The sequence below is a fragment of the Streptomyces sp. HUAS CB01 genome, assembly GCF_030406905.1.
Lineage (GTDB): Bacteria > Actinomycetota > Actinomycetes > Streptomycetales > Streptomycetaceae > Streptomyces > Streptomyces chengbuensis.
This window is the reverse complement of sequence record NZ_CP129137.1, coordinates 5,259,781-5,278,132: the sequence shown is the minus strand read 5'-3', so window position 1 is coordinate 5,278,132 and position 18,352 is coordinate 5,259,781. Positions and strand designations below refer to the sequence as shown.

The window sequence follows — 18,352 nt, the reverse complement described above, 5'->3', positions numbered from 1 at the left end:
GGAGGCTACTCGGGGGTGACGTCGAGCGCGTGGCCCACGAGTGCGAGCAGTGACTCGATCACCGTGATCCGCTTGCGCGCGTCCATGATCACAACCGGGACGTGCGGGGGCACGGTCAGGGCCTCCCGTACGTCCTCGGCTTCGTAGGCCGGGGTCCCCTCGAAGTGGTTGACGGCGACGACGTACGGAATCCCGCAGCTCTCGAAGTAGTCGAGTGCCGGGAAGCAGTCCTTCAGCCGCCGGGTGTCGGCCATCACGATCGCGCCGATCGCACCCCGCACCAGGTCGTCCCACATGAACCAGAACCGCTGCTGGCCCGGGGTGCCGAAGAGGTACAGCACGAGGTCGTCGTCGAGGGTGATCCGTCCGAAGTCCATCGCGACGGTCGTGGTGAGCTTCTCGGGCGTGGCGGTGAGATCGTCGGTCTCTTCGCTCGCCTGCGTCATCAACGCCTCGGTCTGCAGGGGCGTGATCTCGGAGACCGACCCGACGAAGGTCGTCTTGCCCACGCCGAAGCCTCCCGCAACAACGATCTTGGTGGCGATCGGCGCGCGGGTGTGGTCGTTCTGCCAGGCCTGTACGTTCTCGTCCTCCGCGACGGCGGGGAGGTCAGAGACGACGGAGTCCACTCAGCACCCTTTCGAGCAGCGCGCGGTCGGGGCGGCCGTCGCCGTGCCCGGTGCCGTACACGCGTATCCTTCCTTGGTCCGCGAGGTCGCTGAGCAGCACCCGGACCACGCCCAGGGGCATCCTCAGCAGCGCGGAGATCTCGGCGACCGTCCGCATCCGGCGGCAGAGTTCGACGATGGCCCGCATCTCCGGCATCACCCGGGACGTGAGGTTGCCGTTCGTCAGTTCCTTTCTTCCCCTGCCTCCGGCGGGGAGACCCCATTCGTCGCCGGCCTCGAGGGCCGCGACGAACGTCTCGACGAGGAGCACGTGGCCGAAGCGGGTACGGCCTCCCGTGAGCGAGTACGGGCGGACGCGGGCGGGGCGTTTGCCCTCGCCCCGCACAGGAAGCCGGGGGGCGGGCCGGGCGGCGGACGTCACTTGGCGCTCTCCAACGATTTGCGCAGCTCACTGCGGACTTCGGGGGTGAGTACGTGTCCGGCTCGGCCCACGAAGAGCGCCATGTGGTACGCGACGACGCTCATGTCGCAGTCGGCGGTGGCGTGCACACCGAGCAGCGAGCCGTCGCTGATCGACATCACGAAGAGGCTGCCCTCCTCCATCGCGACCATGGTCTGCTTGACGCCCCCGCCGTCCATCAGCTTGGCCGCGCCGATGGTGAGGCTGCCGATGCCCGAGACGATGGTGGCGAGGTCGGCGCTGGAACCGCGGGGTCCGTCCTGGCGGGGCGTCGGGGCCGGGGCGGCGTTGTGCGCCGGGTCGGAGGAGAGCAGGAGCAGCCCGTCGGACGAGACGACGGCGACGGAGCGTACTCCCGGTACCTCCTCGACGAGGTTGCCCAACAGCCAGTGAAGGTTGCGGGCTTCGCTGCTCAGCCCGAAGGTTCCTGTCGCGGTCAACTGTGTGCCTCCTCGACGGTGTCCCCCGATTCCTCGCTCTGCGACTTCTGTTCCGTGCCGTGTGTCCGGGTGGTGTCGGCGAGCTCCGCCTCCACGTCGCGGCGGCCGTCCTTGGCGCCCTGGTGGAAGCCGCCGAGCCGACGGCGGAGTTCCTCGGCGTCGACGGACCTGCGGCGCTCCTTGGGTGCGCCGAGCGGGGCGACGACCTTGGGCGTCCGCTTGGGCAGGCCCTTGTCGGTGACGGGCTCCGCGGGCTCGGTGGCGTCGGCGGCGCTCGCGGCTGCCTCGGCTTCCGGGGTCCCGTGGCCGGGCACGTCCTCGCCGTCGGCGGCGTTCCCGCCGTGCGTCGGGACGGGGGCCGCCGCCACCCCGCTGCGCTCGTGGGCGTCGGGCTCCGGCGCTGCGTGGGGCAGACGGACCTGGAGGGTGGTCTCCGAGGCGGAGGGTGCGGGCCCACCGGCGTCCGCGTCGGTGTGCGCGGGCTCCCCGGTGTACGCGTGCTCCTCGGCGGAGGCGCCGCCGGCCTCGGGCCGGAAGCCGGTCGGAGCGTCCGAGGGCGGCGCGAAGGGCGAGCGCTCGGGAGCGGGCTCGTGGGCACCGGGCAGGGGATCGGCCTCGGGGGTGCCGGGCGCGAACCCACCCGCGCCGCCCTCGGGCGCGAAGGACGAGCGCTCGGGAGCGGGGCCGGCGTCGACTCCGCCCGGCTCCGTGCCGGACGCCGGCTCGTGGACGCCGGTTCCGGACATCGTCGGCCCGGTTCCCGTGCCCGTTCCGGCCTCCGTCGCGACGTCCGTCCCGGTCCCGGTCCCGGTCCCGGACTCGGTTCCGATTGCGGCCCCGGTCCCGGCTGCGGCTTCGGCCGCGCCCCCGGTCCCCGCCTCCGATGCCGAGTCCGGCCGGAACTCCAGCGACTGCGAGTCCGGCTGTGCCTCCGGCGACTGCCGGGGTCCCGGCACGACGGGGGCGCCCTGGGGCTCGTCGACCCCGGCGTCATGGACGGCCTTCTCCGCGGCGGCCACCAGCGGATCGCCGACGGCGGCGCGACGGCCGGGCAGCGCGTTGGAGTTGGCCTCCGCGACCGAGCCGGGAAGGTTCACCGCAGGACCGGCACCCGGTACGGGAGCGGTCTGCCGCGTGGCGGTCGCCGCGCCCTCGGGCAGCAGGCCCTGCGGCAGGACCACGACCGCGGCGATGCCGCCGCCCTTCTGCTCGCGCAGCTGGACGCGCACGCCGTGGCGGCGGGCCAGCAGACCGGCCACCTTCAGCCCCAGTCCCTCGCCGCCCTCGCCGGGGTCGAGGTCGTCGGCCCGCTCGGTGGACGCCAGCCGCTCGTTGAGCTCCTCGAGACGGTCGGGGGCCATCCCTATGCCCTCGTCCTGGACGGAGAGCATGATCTCGCCGCTCTCCAGCAACCAGCCGGAGAGCTGGACCTGGGCGTCCGGAGGCGAGAAGGACGTGGCGTTCTCCAGCAGTTCCGCCACGAGGTGGCTCAGGTCGTCGGCGGCGAACCCGGCGACATGGGCGTGCGGCGGGAGCGACTGGATGGTGACGCGCTCGTAGCGCTCGATCTCGCTGACCGCGGCACGCATGACGTCGACCAGCGGCACGGGTCCGGGGTGGCTGTGACCGTGCTCGGCCCCGGCGAGGACCAGCAGGTTCTCGCTGTGCCGGCGCATCACCGTGGCCATGTGGTCGAGCTTGAAGAGGGTGGCGAGCCGTTCCGGGTCCTGCTCGCGCTCCTCCAGGCCCTCGATGACGCCCAGCTGGCGCTCGACGAGGCCGAGCGTGCGCAGGGAGAGGTTGACGAAGGTGTGGCCCACGGTCCGGCGCAGCTTGTCCAGCTGCTCCGTGACCTCGGCGGTGCGCTCCTGGAGCTCGGCCCGCTGCGCGGCGAACTCCTCCCGGGCCGCCGTCAGTTCACCACGTTCGGCGTCCAGGTGCCGGCTGCGGGCGGCGAGGTCCACCAGCTTCCCGTGCAGGGTGTTGAGGGACCGTACGACCTGGGCGAACTCGTCGTTGCGGCCGGTGAAGCGCATCGGCTCCTCACCCTCGGGCGCGCCGGCGAGACGGGCGGCGCCGATACGGAGCACGGCGAGGGGGCGCGTGAGGGAGCGGGCGACGGCCGCGGAGATGCCGACGACCACGACGAGGCAGCCGCCGAGCAGGGCGATGTGCAGCTCCAGGGCGGTGACGTCGTCGTCGCGGAGCTGTTCCAGGCGCTCGACCTGGGCGGAGGCGAGCGCCGACTCGACGCCTCGCATCTGCTCGATCCTGGCGGACAGCGAGGACTCGAGCTTCGCGCGGCTGGACTTGCGGTCCTTCTCGGAGAGTTCGGGCTGGTCGGTGAGGCGGGCGAGGTAGGCCTCGGCGGTCTTGACGTCGGGACCGGTGACGGTGCCCGTGAGACGTCCGCGGGCCGCGGTGCTCGCGGCCTGGTCGAAGTCGGCGAGCGCGGCGAGCTCGCGGACGCGGGCCTGCTGCGCGGCGGCACTGAGGACGTTGCGGGCGGCCTCGGTCTTGGCGTCGTCCTCGTCCTCGACGGGCAGTCCCGTGATCGGGTCGAAGGAGGGGCCGTCGTTCGCGGGGCCGGGCACCGACAGCGCGGCGAGCAGCAGGCCGCGGGTGGCGGACGCCTGCTCGACGGCGAGGCCGAGAGCCGCCGGCGCGCGGGTGGCCTCGGCTGCGCGGGCCGGAGTCTTCTCGGCGAGCTCGTCGGCGAGCGCGTGCAGCCCTTCGATGATGTCCGTGTAGGCCTTGTACGCCTCGAGGGCGGTGCCCTTGCCGGTGAGCGCGGTCCGCCGGACGGAGTTCACGCCGCCGAGGTCGCGGCGCAGGTCGGCGTGGTCCGCGGGGACGTTGCCGCGGATCTCGTCTATCTGCCGGTCGACGCGGGCGCTGCGGTTGCCGGAGATCTCCCGGCGGTCCTTCTTGTCGCCCTGCTGGTCCTCGCGACCGGCCGCGATGTACGCGGTGACCTCGTCACGTTCGTCGGCCAGGGAGTGGGCCAGGGTGACGGCCTGCCGGTTGAGCTCGGCGAGGGTGACGAGCCGCTGGGACTCCGTCAGGTCGTTGGAGGCGAGGAGGACCGCCGGGGCACCCGCGGCCGCGACCGTGAGGGTGACGGCGGCGACGCCCGCGACCAGCCGGCGGCGTACGCGCACGGGGCGCCCGCCGGGGAGGAGCGTGGGGTCGGAGGCCGCCCGGGCCTCGGCCGAGGGCTCCGTGAACACCGGAGGCACGGGAGCCGGATGACCGCCCGACGTCCGACCGTCCGACGTCGCCGAGGGGATCGCGGGCGACGGAGGCACCTGAGGTGCCACGGGCCCCGAAGAGGCCGTACTGCCCATGCTGCCCTTGCCCCGAGGCCGCTTCTTCTGCACCGGTGCTCGCATTCCTGACTCGTCCGCCCATGAAGCAGAGGTGACGGCCGGTCATCACGAGAGTCCCCCACCCCTGGCACGGTCCACGACCATTCCAGCGGGTTCAAGAGGGGGACGCGCATCGGCCGCTCCGCCACACGAACGAGTGAACATCACTCCGGAGTTGGCAAACAACTCGTTCGCGATTGCACTTTCCATCCCCGTGGAGGGTCGGTTGGACCTTCGGCCCAGGCTTTGGCAGGATGCCCGCCCGCAGCTCGACGACGCAGCCGATTCCGACAAGAACCCCAGGTCGAGCCGGTGGTGGAGACCAATTGGACGCCCTGAGAGGCTTCGTGAAGGAATCGTGTCGGCTCGTGCAGACTGGGGCTCATGCGTTTCGAACTCGTCACCGTGCCCGGCGCAGCCGAACGCCCGAACGAGGACTGGGCGTCACTCGCCCTCCCGGCCTCGGGCCAGGGCGGATCGCTGGTCGTCCTGGACGGGGTGACACCACCTCGCGGCGGCGACGGGTGTGTGCACGGCGTCCCCTGGTTCACCTCGCGCCTGGGCGGAGCACTGCTCGAACTGTCCGGTTCGCGACGGGATATACCTCTGGCCGACGTCCTGGCCCTGTCCATCAGGCGCACCGCCGACGCCCACCGCGAAAGCTGTGACCTTTCTCACGTCCGCACGCCTCAGGCAACTGTCGTCGTCGCGCGGTGGGACGCAGGAACGGTCGAGCACCTCGTTCTCTCGGACTCGACGCTGCTGCTGGAGTCACCGGACGGAGTCGTGCACGCGGTACTGGACGACCGGCTCGACCGGATCCCGCGGGAGATCCTCCGCTCGCTCAGTGCGACGGACGCCCTGAGAAACCAGGACGGCGGCTTCTTCACGGCTGCGGCGGACCCGGAGGTGGCGGTGCACGCGGTCACGGGCACGACCCCGCGTGCGGAGGTGCGGGCGGTCGCGGCGCTCACCGACGGGGCGTCCCGCTGGACCGACCTCTTCGAGGAGGGGAGTTGGGCGGACCTCATGGCGCTGCTGCGCAAGGAGGGGCCCCACGGGCTGGTCGGCCGCGTGCGGGCGCTGGAGGCGGCGGACGCCCGGCGGGGCGGGGCGACGCGCTGGAAGACGCACGACGACGCGACGGCGGTGTACGCGGAGCTCCGGGACCCTGCCGCGCGCACGGGGGTGTGACCGGCCGTCGCCCCGGCCGGGAACGGACCGAAGGGGACGGTCGGGGCGGACACCCCGGACGGAAACGGACCGAAGGGGACGGTCGGGGCGGATACCCCGGACGGGACCGGGCGGTCGGGCGGTCGGCAGTCGAACCGAGGCACACGCACCGGGACCGGGCCCCGGAGGGGCCCCGGAGGTCGGGCCGGAGAACCCGGAGAACAAGGTCAGGAGGGGGGCCTGCCCGAATCGGGCCCTAGCCCTCGGAGCGGGCGTTGAGCTGGTGCAGCAGGCGGGCCAGTTCGGCGACCTCTCCGCGGTCCCAGCCGGCCAGCTTCCGCACGTACCGGTCGCGGCGTGCCTTCCGCACGGCGCGGAACCTGGTGAGCCCCTCGTCGGTCAGCCGGACGAGCGAGGCGCGCCCGTCGGCAGGATCGGGCTCGCGGACGACCAGTCCCAGCTCCTCCAGCGCGCGGAGCTGCCGGCTCATCGTCGCCTTGCCGACGCCGAAGTAGCCGGCGAGATCGGTGGCACGCTGCGCGCCCGACTCCTCGAGCCGTACGAGCAGCCCGTACGCGGCGGGCTCCAGTTCGGGGTGGACCTCGCGGGCCATCTCGCCGGAGCTCGCCCGGGCCCGGCGCAGGAAGACGGCCAACTCCCGCTCCAGCGCGAGGAACTCCTGGACCTCCTGGACCTCCTGGTCCACACCACTCCCTCCCCTCGGCTCGGTCCCGTTCCCCGTACCGCTTCCGTGCACGTCAGCACCCTTCGCGCGCTTTCCCGGCGATGAAAGTTTCCTTCGGCGGCCGCCGTTGCCGCAGCTCGCCCAGTATTTCGCAGGCGTAGACCAACGGCAGGCACCGGCTCCTCTTCCGCCCCGGCTCCCCCGCGCCCGGCTTCCTTTCTGGCATGTCCACACCGTGCTTTTCCCCCGCACGCCGCGGCCTTCCGGAGGCACGCGATGCCCGTGCACGGATCCGGAACGACCAGCACCGGACGGAACGGCGGCACCCCCACCCGCCGGACCGCGGCCCGCACCTTCCTCACGGCCCTGGCAGGCGGCTGGTCCCGCGACGGCCTGACCCTGCCGGGAGCGCGGGACATGGAGTGGAACCCGTACGGCGACAGCTGCTACGGCAAGTCGCCGTCCGCGACGGTCACCTGGATCCGCGACTTCCTCAACCGCTGCAAGGCCCGCACCGGACGCGACACCGTGATCTGCACGGCCACGAGCTGGGGGACCCGGTGCACCGGCATCCACAGCGGCTTCGGTGCCATGAGCCCGCTGTGGGTCGCCCGCTACGACACCACGCCGGGCACGCTCCCGGCCGGCCGGCCGTACCAGACGATGTGGCGGTACACGTCGACGGGCCCGGTCGTCGGCGACCACAACAAGTTCGACGGAGCGCCCGCCCGCCTGGTCGCCCTCGCCAACGGCTGAGCCCGGGCCCGCCGGGCCCCGTCCGGCCGGGGCGCCGGGCCCGCGCGCGGAGCCCCCGGTGCGGCAGCAGCGCCGCACCGGGGGCTCCGTTCGACGGGAGGGGTCAGCCGCAGAGGCCCGCGGGGCGGGTGCGGGTGACCAGGTCCGTGAAGCCGGTCGTGCCGTCCAGCCACACGACCTGCTTTCCGGACACCGCGGCGGGCGACAGCTGCTCACCGCGGTTGCAGGAGACGCGCTCGAGCCGGCTGCCGTCCGTGGTCAGCTGCCACAGCTTCGACAGCGACTCGTTGCGCCACTGGGTGTCGGGCGTCTGGCTGCTGACGGTGACCGCTTCCTCGGACACCGTCAGGTCGGCGGCGTGCAGCGCCCGCGGCTTCGCCTCGGGGGCGATGTCGTAGACGTTGCGGCCGTCGAGGTCCGCCCGGCGCACACCCATCTGGCCGGTGTCGTTGAGGTTGTCGTCGGTCAGCCAGAAGACGTGCTTGCCGTTGATGCCGGTCTGGCCGAGGCTCTGCGGCTCGCCGAGCTGCCCCGTCAGCGTCTTGGTGCCGGTCCTGAGGTCCAGGACCTCGACGCCGAGCAGGTAGTCGGTCTCGCCCGGGTACAGCTTGGCGTACGCGATCCTGCCCTGCGAGATCGACGGGAGCGCCGTGGCCAGGAAGAAGCTGCCGCCGTCGGCGTAGGTGGGCCGGGTGTCGCCGGGCCGGAGATAGGCGACGTGGCGGTCGCCGAAGAAGCCGAAGCTCTCGAAGACGACGACGCCGTTCTCGACCCGCAGTCCCGCGATGTCGCTGGTCGAGGTGTGCAGCTTCTTGATGGGGCCGCCGGCGAGCGGACGGGAGAGGATGTCCAGGCTCGTCGTGCCGTAGGCCGCCCAGACGACGGTCTTGCCGTCCGTCGCCGGGTACACGTGGAAGCGTCCGTCATTGGGGCTGATCAGCTTGGGGTTGCCGGAGCCGTCCGCCCGGCCCGCGTAGACGGAGTACGGCTCGGAGCCGTCGTCGTTCGACTGCGACGCGGTCCACCAGCCGCCGCCGGCCTGGGCCCCGGTGCCGCTGATGTTCAGCTTGCCGAGGAGCTGGTCGGTGTCGACGCCGAGCGCGTCCTCCCAGCCGGGCACGATGCCGTGGGCACTGAAGGACCGTTTCACCACGTTCTGCTGCTTCGCGGTGACACCGAGGTCCTTCGCCGCGGCCAGCACGGCGTTGCGGCCCTCCGTGAAGCCGTCGAGCGGCGTCATGTACTCGGACAGCGCCTTGTACACGATCCGGTCGGCGAGTTCTCCGCCGAGGTCCTGGCGCATGTCCCACAGCGCGCCGGAGAAGATCGTGGAGTTGAGGTGGACGCCGCCGTTGTCGGTGCCGAACGTCACGCCGAGGAAGTTCTTCGAGGTGGTGGCGCCGTCGTCGAGGTCGCGCAGGGCGCATTCCCGCGCGCTCTTGGTGCGGCACAGGTCCTCGCCGATGAGGCCCGCGTCCGGGTCGTCCATGGACCGGCCGGAGGCGGTGACGTCGATGGCGTTGCCGAAGTAGTCGGCGACGGCCTCGTTCAGCGCGCCGGACTGGCCGGCGTAGACGAGGTTGGCGGTGTTCTCCACGACTCCGTGGGTCATCTCGTGGCCCACGACGTCGAGATCGGCGGAGAGCGGCTTGAACTCCTCGTCGCCCGAGCCGTACACCATCTTCTGGCCGTCCCAGAACGCGTTGACGTACGAGCCGCCGAAGAGGGTCACGCCCACCAGCGAGTTCACGGTCGAGCCCCGGCCGTCGAGCCCGTTCCGGCCGTGCTGCTTCTTGTAGTAGTCGTAGACCTGGCCGGCCGCCCAGTGGGCGTCGACGGCGCCCGCGTCGGTGGCCGCCTTGCCGAACTCGGCGGTCGCGGACTCGAACACCTTGATTCCGCTGGGCCACCGGCCCGAGACGTCCCCGACGTCCTGGCTGGAGGCGTCCCAGGTGCTGAGGGTGTTCTTGCTGGTGTCGGCCATGCGGACGTGGTCGGTCATGCCGTACCGGCCGGTCGCCGCGTCGAGGCTGAGTTCCAGATCGACCCTGCCGCCGTCGAGGCGCAGGCCGCTGCCCTTGGCGGCGGGGGCGGCGGGCTCGTCGGCCGCGGCGGTCGCCGGTGCGGTGCGCGCCTGGGCCGGCCGGCCGGAGGCGGCCTTCGGGCCGGTGACGGACTTGATGCCGCTGTACTGCAGCACCGGGAACCCGGACCGCGCGTCGACGTACACCTCCTCCAGGACCGGCTCGCCGGTCACCGGGTTGGTGCCGCGCACCGTGACATGGCGGGCCAGGACGCCCTCGCCCCGCGGGATGACGACGAGGCCGCCCGCGGTGCCGGTGAGCGCCTGCGCCTTCTGCGACTTCTCGCCCTCCTTGCGGATGGCGTCGGCCTTGCTGAGCCGGGAGTTGCCGAGCCGGGCCGCCGTGGCGCTCACCGCGCGACGCACCGCGACGTCCTCGGCGACCGTCGCCTCGGTGCCGGCGGTCAGCCCGGTGAAGTACTTTCCGGAGGTGCCGGTGACGACGCGCTTGCCGCCGGAGTTCTCCATCCGCACCACGTACTGCCCGCCGAGCACCGGTATGCCCCGGTGCTTCTGCTGGAGCCGAACGGTCTCGTCCGCGCCCCGCTTCAGCGTCCGGACGGGAGCGAGGTCCCGTCGCGGCTCGGCGATGCGGTAGCGGCTCTCCCTGGCCTCGAGGTGTCCGCGGGCCGCGTCCGCCGGAGCGGCCTTGGCGTCCACGGGCTCGTGCAGCCCTTCGACGAGAGCGGGTGTCGCGGTGTCCTCCCCGGGGACGACCTCGACGGGCGGTGCCGGCGGCGGGGTCGCCGCCTGGGCCGGGACCGCGGTGATCAGGAGACCGGCAGCGGCCAGGAGCGCCGCGGCCCCTGTCCCCCTGGTGACGCCGATTGCCGGTCTTCCCTGGTTGTGCCTGGGCTTGCGCACAGTACGTACCCCTCCCACGTGCTGGTAAGCCGGTTCAGGTGGTCATGGCCATGCAACCCGTGGGGCGTCAACCGATCAATGCGGCAGGTGCGTTGAGAAGTGGACATGCCCACTTGTGTGTTCTGTGAAGGCGGAGTGAGAATCCTCCGCATGATCGAGGCGGAGCTGCACTACCTCGGCTTGGGGGCGACCGAGGAGCGCGCGTACGAAGCCCTGCTGGCGGAACGGGTGGACGAGGCCGAGGAGTTGGCCAGGCACCTCCGGCTGCCCAGGGACGAGGTGGACGCGGCGCTCGACCGGCTCGTGGAGCACGGACTCGCTCTGCCACCGCGTGGAGGCGGGACGCTGCCCCGCCCGGCCGCACCGGCCGCCGCGATCCGCTCGCTCATCCACCGCCGCCAGGCGGAACTGCATATGAAATCGGCCGAACTCGAGCGATTACGTATGACCGCCGATCAGCTGGCGGGCCGGCTGACGGCGGGAGCACCGGCCGTCCCCGGCAGCGGCATCGAAGTGATCACGGGGCAGCGCGCGATCGGGGAACGCGCCGACGACCTGCTCGCGTCCGCGGAGCGCGAGGTGGTCATCCTGGACCGGCCGCCGTACGTCAAGGGCCGGCCGGGATACGGGACCTTCCGCGCGCCGGGGGCCTGCATCGAGGGACTGCTGGACCGCGGGGTGACCGTACGGACCGTCCTGGACCGGGACGGTCTCGCCGCCCCGGAGCGGATCCGCACACTCCACGCACTGGTGGAACGCGGGCTGCGGGCCCGGGTCGCCCCGGCCGTTCCGACGCGGCTGATCGCCGTCGACCGGCGGACCGCCCTGCTGCCCCCGGGTGATGCGGCGGACCCCACGGCATCCGCGCTGGTGGTCGGGGACGCGCTGCTGCGGCACGCGCTCGTGCCGCTCTTCGAGACGGTGTGGGACCGGGCGGCCCCGGTGGGCGGACCGCGCACGGCGCCGCCTCCGGCGGGCGGGACGCGCCCGGCGCCGCCCGGGGCGCTGCCCGCCGAGCAGAAGGAACTGCTGACCCTGCTGGCGGCCGGTCTCAAGGACGAGGCGATCGCACGCCGGCTGGGTGTCCATGTGCACACCGCGCGGCGGCGGATCAGCAGGCTGCTGGAGTCCCTGGGCGCGGAGACCCGCTTCCAGGCGGGTGCCCGCGCCACTCTGCGGGGCTGGCTGGACAACTCGTGACGAGGCGCGGCCCCGGTGGTGACGACTCGTCGGGCGGACCGGCGGCGGGTACGGTCGACGGCGGTGCCGCCGGCCGGAGTGCCCCGCCGGCCCCCTACCGGTTGGTCAGCTTGCCGGTGAAGTACTTGCCGGTCCTGGTGATCGCGGCGGACACGGACTGGTCCTTGACGAACGCCTTCTGGCCGAACGCCTTCACCAGCGGCTTCGCCGTCCAGGCGACCTCCGCCTTCGTGACGCCCCCTTGGTGGCGGCCGCGACCGGGCCGGCCTTGACGGCGATCGCGGCGTTGACGTTCTTCACCGATGCGGTGGCGACCGTCTTCCGGACCGCACCCTTGGTGGCACGCTGACCGTGCGGGTCTCGGTGGTCACCGGGATGCCGTAGATGCGCTCGGACACCGAGAAGCGCAGGGGGGCCGTGGCGTTCTTGTCCTTGGCGACGGTGGCGGTGACGTCGGTGACGAAGGTGACGTCCGCGTTGCAGGGGTCGACGACGTGGAGCGGGCGGCCGAAGTTGCCCTTCACCTGGTCCTTGAGTGCGCTGTGGACCCTCCGGTCCTCCAGGTACTTCACGAACTTCTTCTGCTGGGCCGGGGTGAGCCTGGCGAAGCGGGCGGTGGTCTCGCGGCCGCCCTTGTCCCAGTTCTTCTTCAGGTACGTCTTGTAGCCGGCGACGGTGAGCTCGGCGGGAAGCTCGGCGGCCGCGTCCGCCTGTACGGCGTCCGGTGCGCCGGGGACGGCGGCCTGGCAGACGGTCGGGGACAGGACGGCAAGGCCGGCCACGGCTGCGGCAGCGGTGGCCGTCAGCCGGCCCATGGTGCGGTTGTGCACGGTGTTTCCCCTCGTTGCGTGTCTGGCGGGTGTTCGTCAACGAGGCTGTGGAGAGGGACGGATCGGGGTAATCGTCTCTTCGTGCGTTGCCCCTTGATCCCCTCCCGTCGGGGCAACGCCCTTTCGGAGCAGGCTGGTTGTGCACTTACGGACGTGCTCACGTCAGAGGGCCCGGGTAGGTTGGGAGTTGATCTCCGGCGCACCCAGACCACGGGGGTCTGCTGGGAATGCCGGGATCAGGAGGGGCCGGAATGACCAAACGGTCCGATATGGCAGATGCCTCCTGCTCCTACCGTCGTACGGAACACGATCCGCAGTACGGCGTGTGGCGGCTGGACAGCCTGACCGACCGGGAGAAGGAAGTCCTCCTTCTGCTGGGGACAGGTGTGGGCAACCGGGAGCTGGCCCGGGAGCTGGGGATCGCGGAGCGGACGGTGAAGGCGCACATCGCGAACATCGTGGGCAAGACCGGGCAGGAGACGCGGACGCAGGCCGCGATCGTCTCCGCGCTCGCCCACGAGTCGCTGTGCACGGATCCGGAGTGCACACGGACCCTGGCGAAGGCACCGGTTCAGCGAAGGGGCCCCTCTGCCGCGTGAGGGAAGAACGCGCCGTGCCCGCCCAGCCCATGGGCGGGCACGGCGCCGTTCACGGCCCGTCGGGCCCGATGCACTGGTCGGTCTGCTCGACGAGGGGGGCGACCGTCGAGGAGAGGCCGAGGATCGCGGCGTCCGTGGTCGTCATGTCGGCGGCGAAGGTGACCTCGGTCGCGGGGCTGCGCCCGTAGGTGACGATCACCTTCCGGTCCCGGGTGGACTTCTTCAGGTCGATCACCCAGTCGACGCCGCCGGCCTCGAAACACGGATCGGTGGTCGGCGGCGGCGCGGGAAGCCCGCACCGCAGGACGACGTCGCCGTCCCCCCAGACGGCGACTCCGGGCAGGTCCACCTCCTCGCGGGTCCTGCCCCCCAGTTCACGCGGGGACTCCTCGGTGATCCGCCCGCAACTCGGGTTCCGGCCGTCGGCACCGGGCCGGATGTCATGTGCGGGGTCGTTGACGAGGGCGAGGGCGAGTGCGCCGGCGGTGCACAGGGCCGCGGCTCCTCCCAGCAGGATCGTGCGGGTGCGGGGCATCCTCAGGGATCGTCTTCCGGGCGTGGGACGGAATGGTGGTCAGGGCATAACGCTATGCCATCGGACCCGCGCGGAATTCATGAGGCGGGCTCACCCCCGATCGGGCAACACCCTTTCGGGCAATGCCCCTTCAGGCAATGCCCCTTCAGGCAATGCCCCTTCGGGCAATGCGTCACGGGACGACACGCCACAGGAAAACGCCCCGCACACGACGAAGCGGCGAGGAAATGCGTCTCGGAGAAACACATCCGTGCATTGCGCCATGGGGCAGTGCACCATCGGTCGCCTCCCCAACAGACCTATTACAAGCGCGAGTTGATGCCTGGTTTCGGTTGCTCCGGCGTATTGACCATTCGCACGGGGGATTTCCGATGCGTAAGGCAGCCTCGACGTTCGTGCTGACCGCGGTGGCCGTGGGGACTCTGCCGGCGTTCACCGCCACGGCCCAGGCCGCGCCGCAGGCGAAGGACTCGTATGCCCACACCCGCCTGGAGCGGGTGTGGGCTCCCAAGACGTGCCTTTCGATGGGCGGCAACAAGAAGAAAAACGCCCGGCTGATCGTGGCGAAGTGCGCGAAGAGCGACAAGACCCAGCGGTGGACGCTGAAGCGCCTGAGCAAGAACTCGTCCGTGTTCACCATCAAGAACGACAAGTCCGGCAAGTGCCTGGCGGTGGGCGCCAGGAGCCGCATCGTGCAGACCACCTGCCGCGCCTCGGCGAAGAACCACCGGTGGGCGCTGGGCGGTTCGAAGATCTACAGCCGGTCCGCGGGCAAGGTGATCGCCTCGAACTCCACCAAGGCCGGCTCGCACCCGTACCTGGAGAAGAGCGGCGAGTCCGGCAAGGCTCGCGGACGCCAGAAGTGGGGCCTGTCCTGACGCCTCGACATGCCTCCCGCTCCGCCCTGGTACGACGGGGACCGCCGGAAGCCCTCCGGCGGTCCCCGTCGTCGTCGCACCCGGTCGGTCGTCGCACCCGGTCGACCGTCGGATGCGCGTGGACGGGGTGGGGAGCGGCTGCCCGCTCCCCACCGCTCTCCTGGCGTACCGAAATGCCGTTGGGCAAGGATGGGGGCATGTTCCGGAACAGGCCCATGCCGTGGTCAGGGGTCGTGGTGCTGATCGCCGCGGCCACGGCCGCGTGCGCCGCGCCGTCGCACTCCGCGACACCGCGTACGCCCGCCGAGCCGCGGCCGCGGGCCGCGGGGCCGTCGCCCCAGACGTCGGCCGTCCCGTCCGCGGGGCTGAGCTGGGTGGGCGTACTGCTCGACGACGAGGACCACTGGTGCACGGCGAGCGTCGTGGACAGCCCGCGCGGCAATGTCGTCGCGACCGCCGCGCACTGCGTGTTCGAGTACGGGACGTATGCCGGCGACTTCTCGTTCGCCCCCGGCTTCCGGGGCGGCGGCAGGGGAACGTCGCCGCAGGGCACGTGGAAGGTCGCCGCGATCCAGGTCGACGACCGCTGGCGCAAGGACGGCGACGAGGCCTACGACTACGCCTTTCTGACGCTGGAGCCGGACGCGCGCGGCCGGCAGGTGCAGGACGTGGTGGGCGCGGCCCGGCCCGAGTGGGCGTCGGGGCCGGGGCGCCGGGTCACCGTCGTCGGCTACCCGAACGCCGACCACAACCCGGCGGGCCGTCCCATCGCCTGCACCACCGACGCCCGACACGACGCCGACCAGCCCCCGGAGATGCTCCGGATCGAGTGCGCCGGCTTCTGGGACGGCACGAGCGGAAGCCCCTGGCTCGCGGACTACGTGGGTCCCTCCCGGCCCGGGCGGGTGATCGGTGTGCTGAGCGGGGGCGACACGGACACGGAGTCGACGGCGGTGCTGTTCGGCGCACGGGCCCGGCCCCTCTTCGCCAAGGCGGCGGGCGCCCGGGTGGGCACGACCCCTGGCGGCTGAACGGGCCCCGGCCGCGTGCCCCGCCGGACGGCGGCACGCCGGCACCGCTTCCGAGCCCTGCCTCCGGGCCGGGGTCCGACGAAGGTCCGGGGGAGGGCCGGACGCACAATTCCGCGGATCAGCTCCGGGACGACGGCCCGGAACGACGGTTGCGCGGGCCCGCCCGCACATCCCCCGCACGACGGCGCCGCGCGAGGCCCTTCCGGACGACGGCGGCCCGGACGACAACCCCCGCCTCATGCCCCGCCCCGCGCGCCGGCGGCCCCGGAAACGGCGGTCGCCGTACACCGCCCGCGGAAGCGAGCCGGTGTACGGCGACCTGGCGAGGAGCCGTGCGGCGCGGACCACGCCAGAGCCGTGCGGCGCGGACTACGCCACGGCCGGCACCGGCACCTCCGCCGGGGACAGGGCGATCTCCAGGACCTGGCGGACGTCCGTGACGGGGTGGACCTCCAGCTTCTCCAGGACCTCGGCGGGGACGTCGTCCAGATCGGCCTCGTTGCGCTTGGGGATCACCACGGTGGTGATCCCGGCGCGGTGCGCGGCGAGCAGCTTCTGCTTCACGCCGCCGATGGGCAGCACCCGCCCCGTCAGCGACACCTCACCGGTCATCGCCACGTCCGTACGGACCAGCCGGCCGGAGAGCAGCGACGCCAGCGCGGTCGTCATCGTGATGCCCGCGCTCGGCCCGTCCTTCGGGACCGCGCCGGCCGGGAAGTGGATGTGCACGCCGCGGTCCTTCAGATCGCCGACGGGCAGCTCCAGTTCCGCGCCGTGCGAGCGGAGGAAGCTCAGCGCGATCTGTGCGGACTCCTTCATGACGTCGCCGAGCTGACCGGTCAGGGTCAGCCCGGAGGCGCCGGTCTCCGGGTCGGCCAGCGACGCCTCGACGTACAGGACATCGCCCCCGGCACCGGTGACCGCGAGTCCCGTGGCCACGCCCGGCACCGCGGTGCGGCGCTCGGCCGGGTCCTGGGCGGACTCGGGCACGTGGTGCGGCCGGCCGATCAGCGCGCGCAGATCGCCGTCGGTGACGGTGAACGGAAGCTCGCGCTCGCCCAGTTCGTGCTGGGCCGCGATCTTCCGGAGCAGCCGTGCGACCGCGCGCTCCAGGGTCCGGACGCCCGCCTCGCGGGTGTACTCCCCCGCCAGCTTGCGCAGCGCGGACTCGTCGAGCGCGACCTCCCCCGGCTCCAGGCCGGCCCGCTCCAGCTGGCGCGGGAGCAGGTGGTCGCGGGCGATGACGATCTTCTCGTCCTCGGTGTAGCCGTCGAGCCTGACCAGCTCCATCCGGTCGAGCAGTGCCTCGGGGACGGCCTCCAGGACGTTGGCCGTGGCCAGGAAGACCACGTCCGACAGGTCGAGTTCGACCTCCAGGTAGTGGTCGCGGAACGTGTGGTTCTGCGCCGGGTCCAGGACCTCCAGCAGCGCCGCCGCCGGGTCCCCGCGGAAGTCGGAGCCGACCTTGTCGATCTCGTCGAGGAGGACCACCGGGTTCATGGACCCGGCCTCCTTGATCGCGCGCACGATCCGGCCCGGCAGCGCGCCGACGTAGGTGCGCCGGTGGCCGCGGATCTCCGCCTCGTCCCGTACGCCGCCGAGCGCGACACGGACGAACTTGCGTCCCATCGCGTGCGCGACGGACTCGCCGAGCGAGGTCTTGCCGACGCCGGGCGGGCCGACGAGCGCGAGGACCGCGCCGCCGCGCCGGCCGCCGACCACGCCGAGACCGCGGTCGGAGCGCCGCTTGCGCACCGCCAGGTACTCGGTGATCCGCTCCTTCACGTCGTCCAGGCCGGCGTGCTCGGCGTCCAGTACGGCCTTGGCGCCCTGGACGTCGTACGCGTCCTCGGTGCGGTCGTTCCACGGCAGTTCGAGGACGGTGTCGAGCCACGTGCGGATCCAGGAGCCCTCGGGGCTCTGGTCGCTGGCCCGCTCGAGCTTCTCGACCTCCTTGAGGGCGGCCTCGCGGACCTTCTCCGGGAGGTCGGCGCCCTCGACCCGGGCACGGTAGTCGTCGGACTCCTCGCCGTCGGACTCGCCGTTGAGCTCGCGCAGTTCCTTGCGCACCGCGTCCAGCTGGCGGCGCAGCAGGAACTCGCGCTGCTGCTTGTCGACGCCCTCCTGGACGTCCTTGGCGATGGACTCGGCCACGTCCTGCTCGGCGAGGTGCTCGCGGAGCTGGTCGGTGGCGAGCTTGAGCCGCGCGACCGGGTCGCTGGTCTCCAGCAGCTCGACCTTCTGGGCGAGGCTCAGGAAGGGCGAGTAGCCGGCGTTGTCGGCGAGCGCGGGAACGTCGTCGATCTGCTGGACCCGGTCCACGACCTGCCAGGCTCCGCGCTTGCGCAGCCAGCTGGTGGCGAGGGCCTTGTACTCCTTCACGAGTTCCGTGACCGAACCCGGCAGCGGGTCGGGCAGCGTCTCGTGGATGAGCGTGCCGTGGATCCAGAGGGCGGCACCGGGGCCGGTCGTACCGGCGCCGACGCGTACCCGGCTGTGGCCCCGGATCAGGGCGCCGGGGTCTCCGTCGGAAAGCCGTCCCACCTGCTCGACCGTGCCGAGCACACCGGTCGCGGCGTAGGTGCCGTCGATCCGGGGGACGAGCAGCACCCTCGGCTTGCCGGGCTCCGCTCGGGCTGCTGCCTGGGCGGCTTCCACCGCGGCCCGTACGTCGTTGTCGGACAGGTCGAGCGGTACCACCATCCCGGGCAGCACGACCTCGTCGTCGAGCGGCAGCACTGGCAGGGTGAGCGGTGTGGACGTCGAAGCCATGATCTCCCCTTCGGCAGTCAAGTTGAGTTACACGCACTCAATGCAAAGG

At 72.3% G+C, this 18,352-nt stretch carries 14 protein-coding genes and 1 pseudogene; 6 read left to right on the top strand and 9 right to left on the bottom strand.

Annotated elements, in window-relative coordinates; translation table 11 throughout:
- Window positions 1–5: 5 nt before the first annotated feature.
- Genes QRN89_RS23445 through QRN89_RS23430 form a run of 4 tightly spaced genes read right to left on the bottom strand, consistent with a single transcriptional unit; the run spans window position 6 to window position 4,909 of the window.
- Window positions 6–629: a GTP-binding protein gene (locus tag QRN89_RS23445; RefSeq protein ID WP_290351358.1), complete on the bottom strand. Its 624-nt coding sequence runs from the start codon at window positions 627–629 to the stop codon at window positions 6–8.
- Entirely contained in the window at window positions 610–1,050 is a 441-nt protein-coding gene (locus QRN89_RS23440) for a DUF742 domain-containing protein (protein ID WP_290351357.1), read from the bottom strand. The genes QRN89_RS23445 and QRN89_RS23440 overlap by 20 nt, the downstream gene beginning before the upstream one ends.
- A complete protein-coding gene (locus QRN89_RS23435; RefSeq protein WP_290351356.1) occupies window positions 1,047–1,529 on the bottom strand; it encodes a roadblock/LC7 domain-containing protein in 483 nt (160 codons plus the stop codon). Before QRN89_RS23435 ends, QRN89_RS23440 begins: the two co-directional genes overlap by 4 nt.
- Window positions 1,526–4,909 (bottom strand): sensor histidine kinase, encoded by a 3,384-nt coding sequence (locus QRN89_RS23430; protein ID WP_290353831.1) that lies wholly within the window; start codon window positions 4,907–4,909, stop codon window positions 1,526–1,528. Before QRN89_RS23430 ends, QRN89_RS23435 begins: the two co-directional genes overlap by 4 nt.
- 372 nt (window positions 4,910–5,281) lie before the next feature.
- Between QRN89_RS23430 and QRN89_RS23425 the strand changes: the two genes are divergently transcribed.
- On the top strand, window positions 5,282–6,091 hold the full coding sequence (locus QRN89_RS23425) for a protein phosphatase 2C domain-containing protein (protein WP_290351355.1): 810 nt from the start codon (window positions 5,282–5,284) through the stop codon (window positions 6,089–6,091).
- A 235-nt stretch (window positions 6,092–6,326) separates the two neighbouring features.
- Here the strand turns inward: QRN89_RS23425 and QRN89_RS23420 are convergent, their stop codons facing one another.
- Entirely contained in the window at window positions 6,327–6,827 is a 501-nt protein-coding gene (locus QRN89_RS23420; protein WP_390701395.1) for a MarR family winged helix-turn-helix transcriptional regulator, read from the bottom strand.
- Window positions 6,828–7,076: 249 nt separating this feature from the next.
- On the opposite strand from QRN89_RS23420, the pseudogene QRN89_RS23415 reads away from it, so the two are divergent.
- A pseudogene (locus QRN89_RS23415) lies at window positions 7,077–7,511 on the top strand (GH25 family lysozyme); the annotation flags it as partial.
- A 103-nt stretch (window positions 7,512–7,614) separates the two neighbouring features.
- On the opposite strand, the gene QRN89_RS23410 reads toward QRN89_RS23415, so the two are convergent.
- Window positions 7,615–10,458, bottom strand: coding sequence for a M4 family metallopeptidase (locus QRN89_RS23410; RefSeq protein WP_290351352.1), 2,844 nt, complete (start codon window positions 10,456–10,458; stop codon window positions 7,615–7,617).
- 150 nt (window positions 10,459–10,608) lie between these two features.
- Here QRN89_RS23410 and QRN89_RS23405 point away from each other — a divergent pair, with 150 nt between their 5' ends.
- On the top strand, window positions 10,609–11,658 hold the full coding sequence (locus tag QRN89_RS23405) for a helix-turn-helix transcriptional regulator (protein WP_290351351.1): 1,050 nt from the start codon (window positions 10,609–10,611) through the stop codon (window positions 11,656–11,658).
- 296 nt (window positions 11,659–11,954) lie between these two features.
- On the opposite strand, the gene QRN89_RS23400 is transcribed toward QRN89_RS23405, so the two are convergent.
- Entirely contained in the window at window positions 11,955–12,488 is a 534-nt protein-coding gene (locus QRN89_RS23400) for a hypothetical protein (RefSeq protein WP_290351350.1), read from the bottom strand.
- Window positions 12,489–12,739: 251 nt separating this feature from the next.
- Between QRN89_RS23400 and QRN89_RS23395 the strand changes: the two genes are divergently transcribed.
- Window positions 12,740–13,087, top strand: coding sequence for a helix-turn-helix domain-containing protein (locus tag QRN89_RS23395; protein WP_290351349.1), 348 nt, complete (start codon window positions 12,740–12,742; stop codon window positions 13,085–13,087).
- Window positions 13,088–13,136: 49 nt separating this feature from the next.
- On the opposite strand, the gene QRN89_RS23390 is transcribed toward QRN89_RS23395, so the two are convergent.
- Window positions 13,137–13,622: a DUF3515 family protein gene (locus QRN89_RS23390; RefSeq protein ID WP_290351348.1), complete on the bottom strand. Its 486-nt coding sequence runs from the start codon at window positions 13,620–13,622 to the stop codon at window positions 13,137–13,139.
- A gap of 371 nt (window positions 13,623–13,993) precedes the next feature.
- On the opposite strand from QRN89_RS23390, the gene QRN89_RS23385 reads away from it, so the two are divergent.
- Both QRN89_RS23385 and QRN89_RS23380 read left to right on the top strand, forming a co-directional pair.
- The gene (locus tag QRN89_RS23385) at window positions 13,994–14,500 is read left to right on the top strand and encodes an RICIN domain-containing protein (protein ID WP_290351347.1); all 507 of its coding nucleotides are present in this window, start codon (window positions 13,994–13,996) and stop codon (window positions 14,498–14,500) included.
- Window positions 14,501–14,697: 197 nt separating this feature from the next.
- Window positions 14,698–15,531 (top strand): trypsin-like serine peptidase, encoded by an 834-nt coding sequence (locus QRN89_RS23380; protein WP_290351346.1) that lies wholly within the window; start codon window positions 14,698–14,700, stop codon window positions 15,529–15,531.
- 369 nt (window positions 15,532–15,900) lie between these two features.
- On the opposite strand, the gene lon is transcribed toward QRN89_RS23380, so the two are convergent.
- Complete coding sequence (lon, locus tag QRN89_RS23375) at window positions 15,901–18,303, bottom strand: endopeptidase La (RefSeq protein WP_290351345.1); 2,403 nt, start codon at window positions 18,301–18,303, stop codon at window positions 15,901–15,903.
- Between the last annotated feature and the right edge of the window lie 49 nt (window positions 18,304–18,352).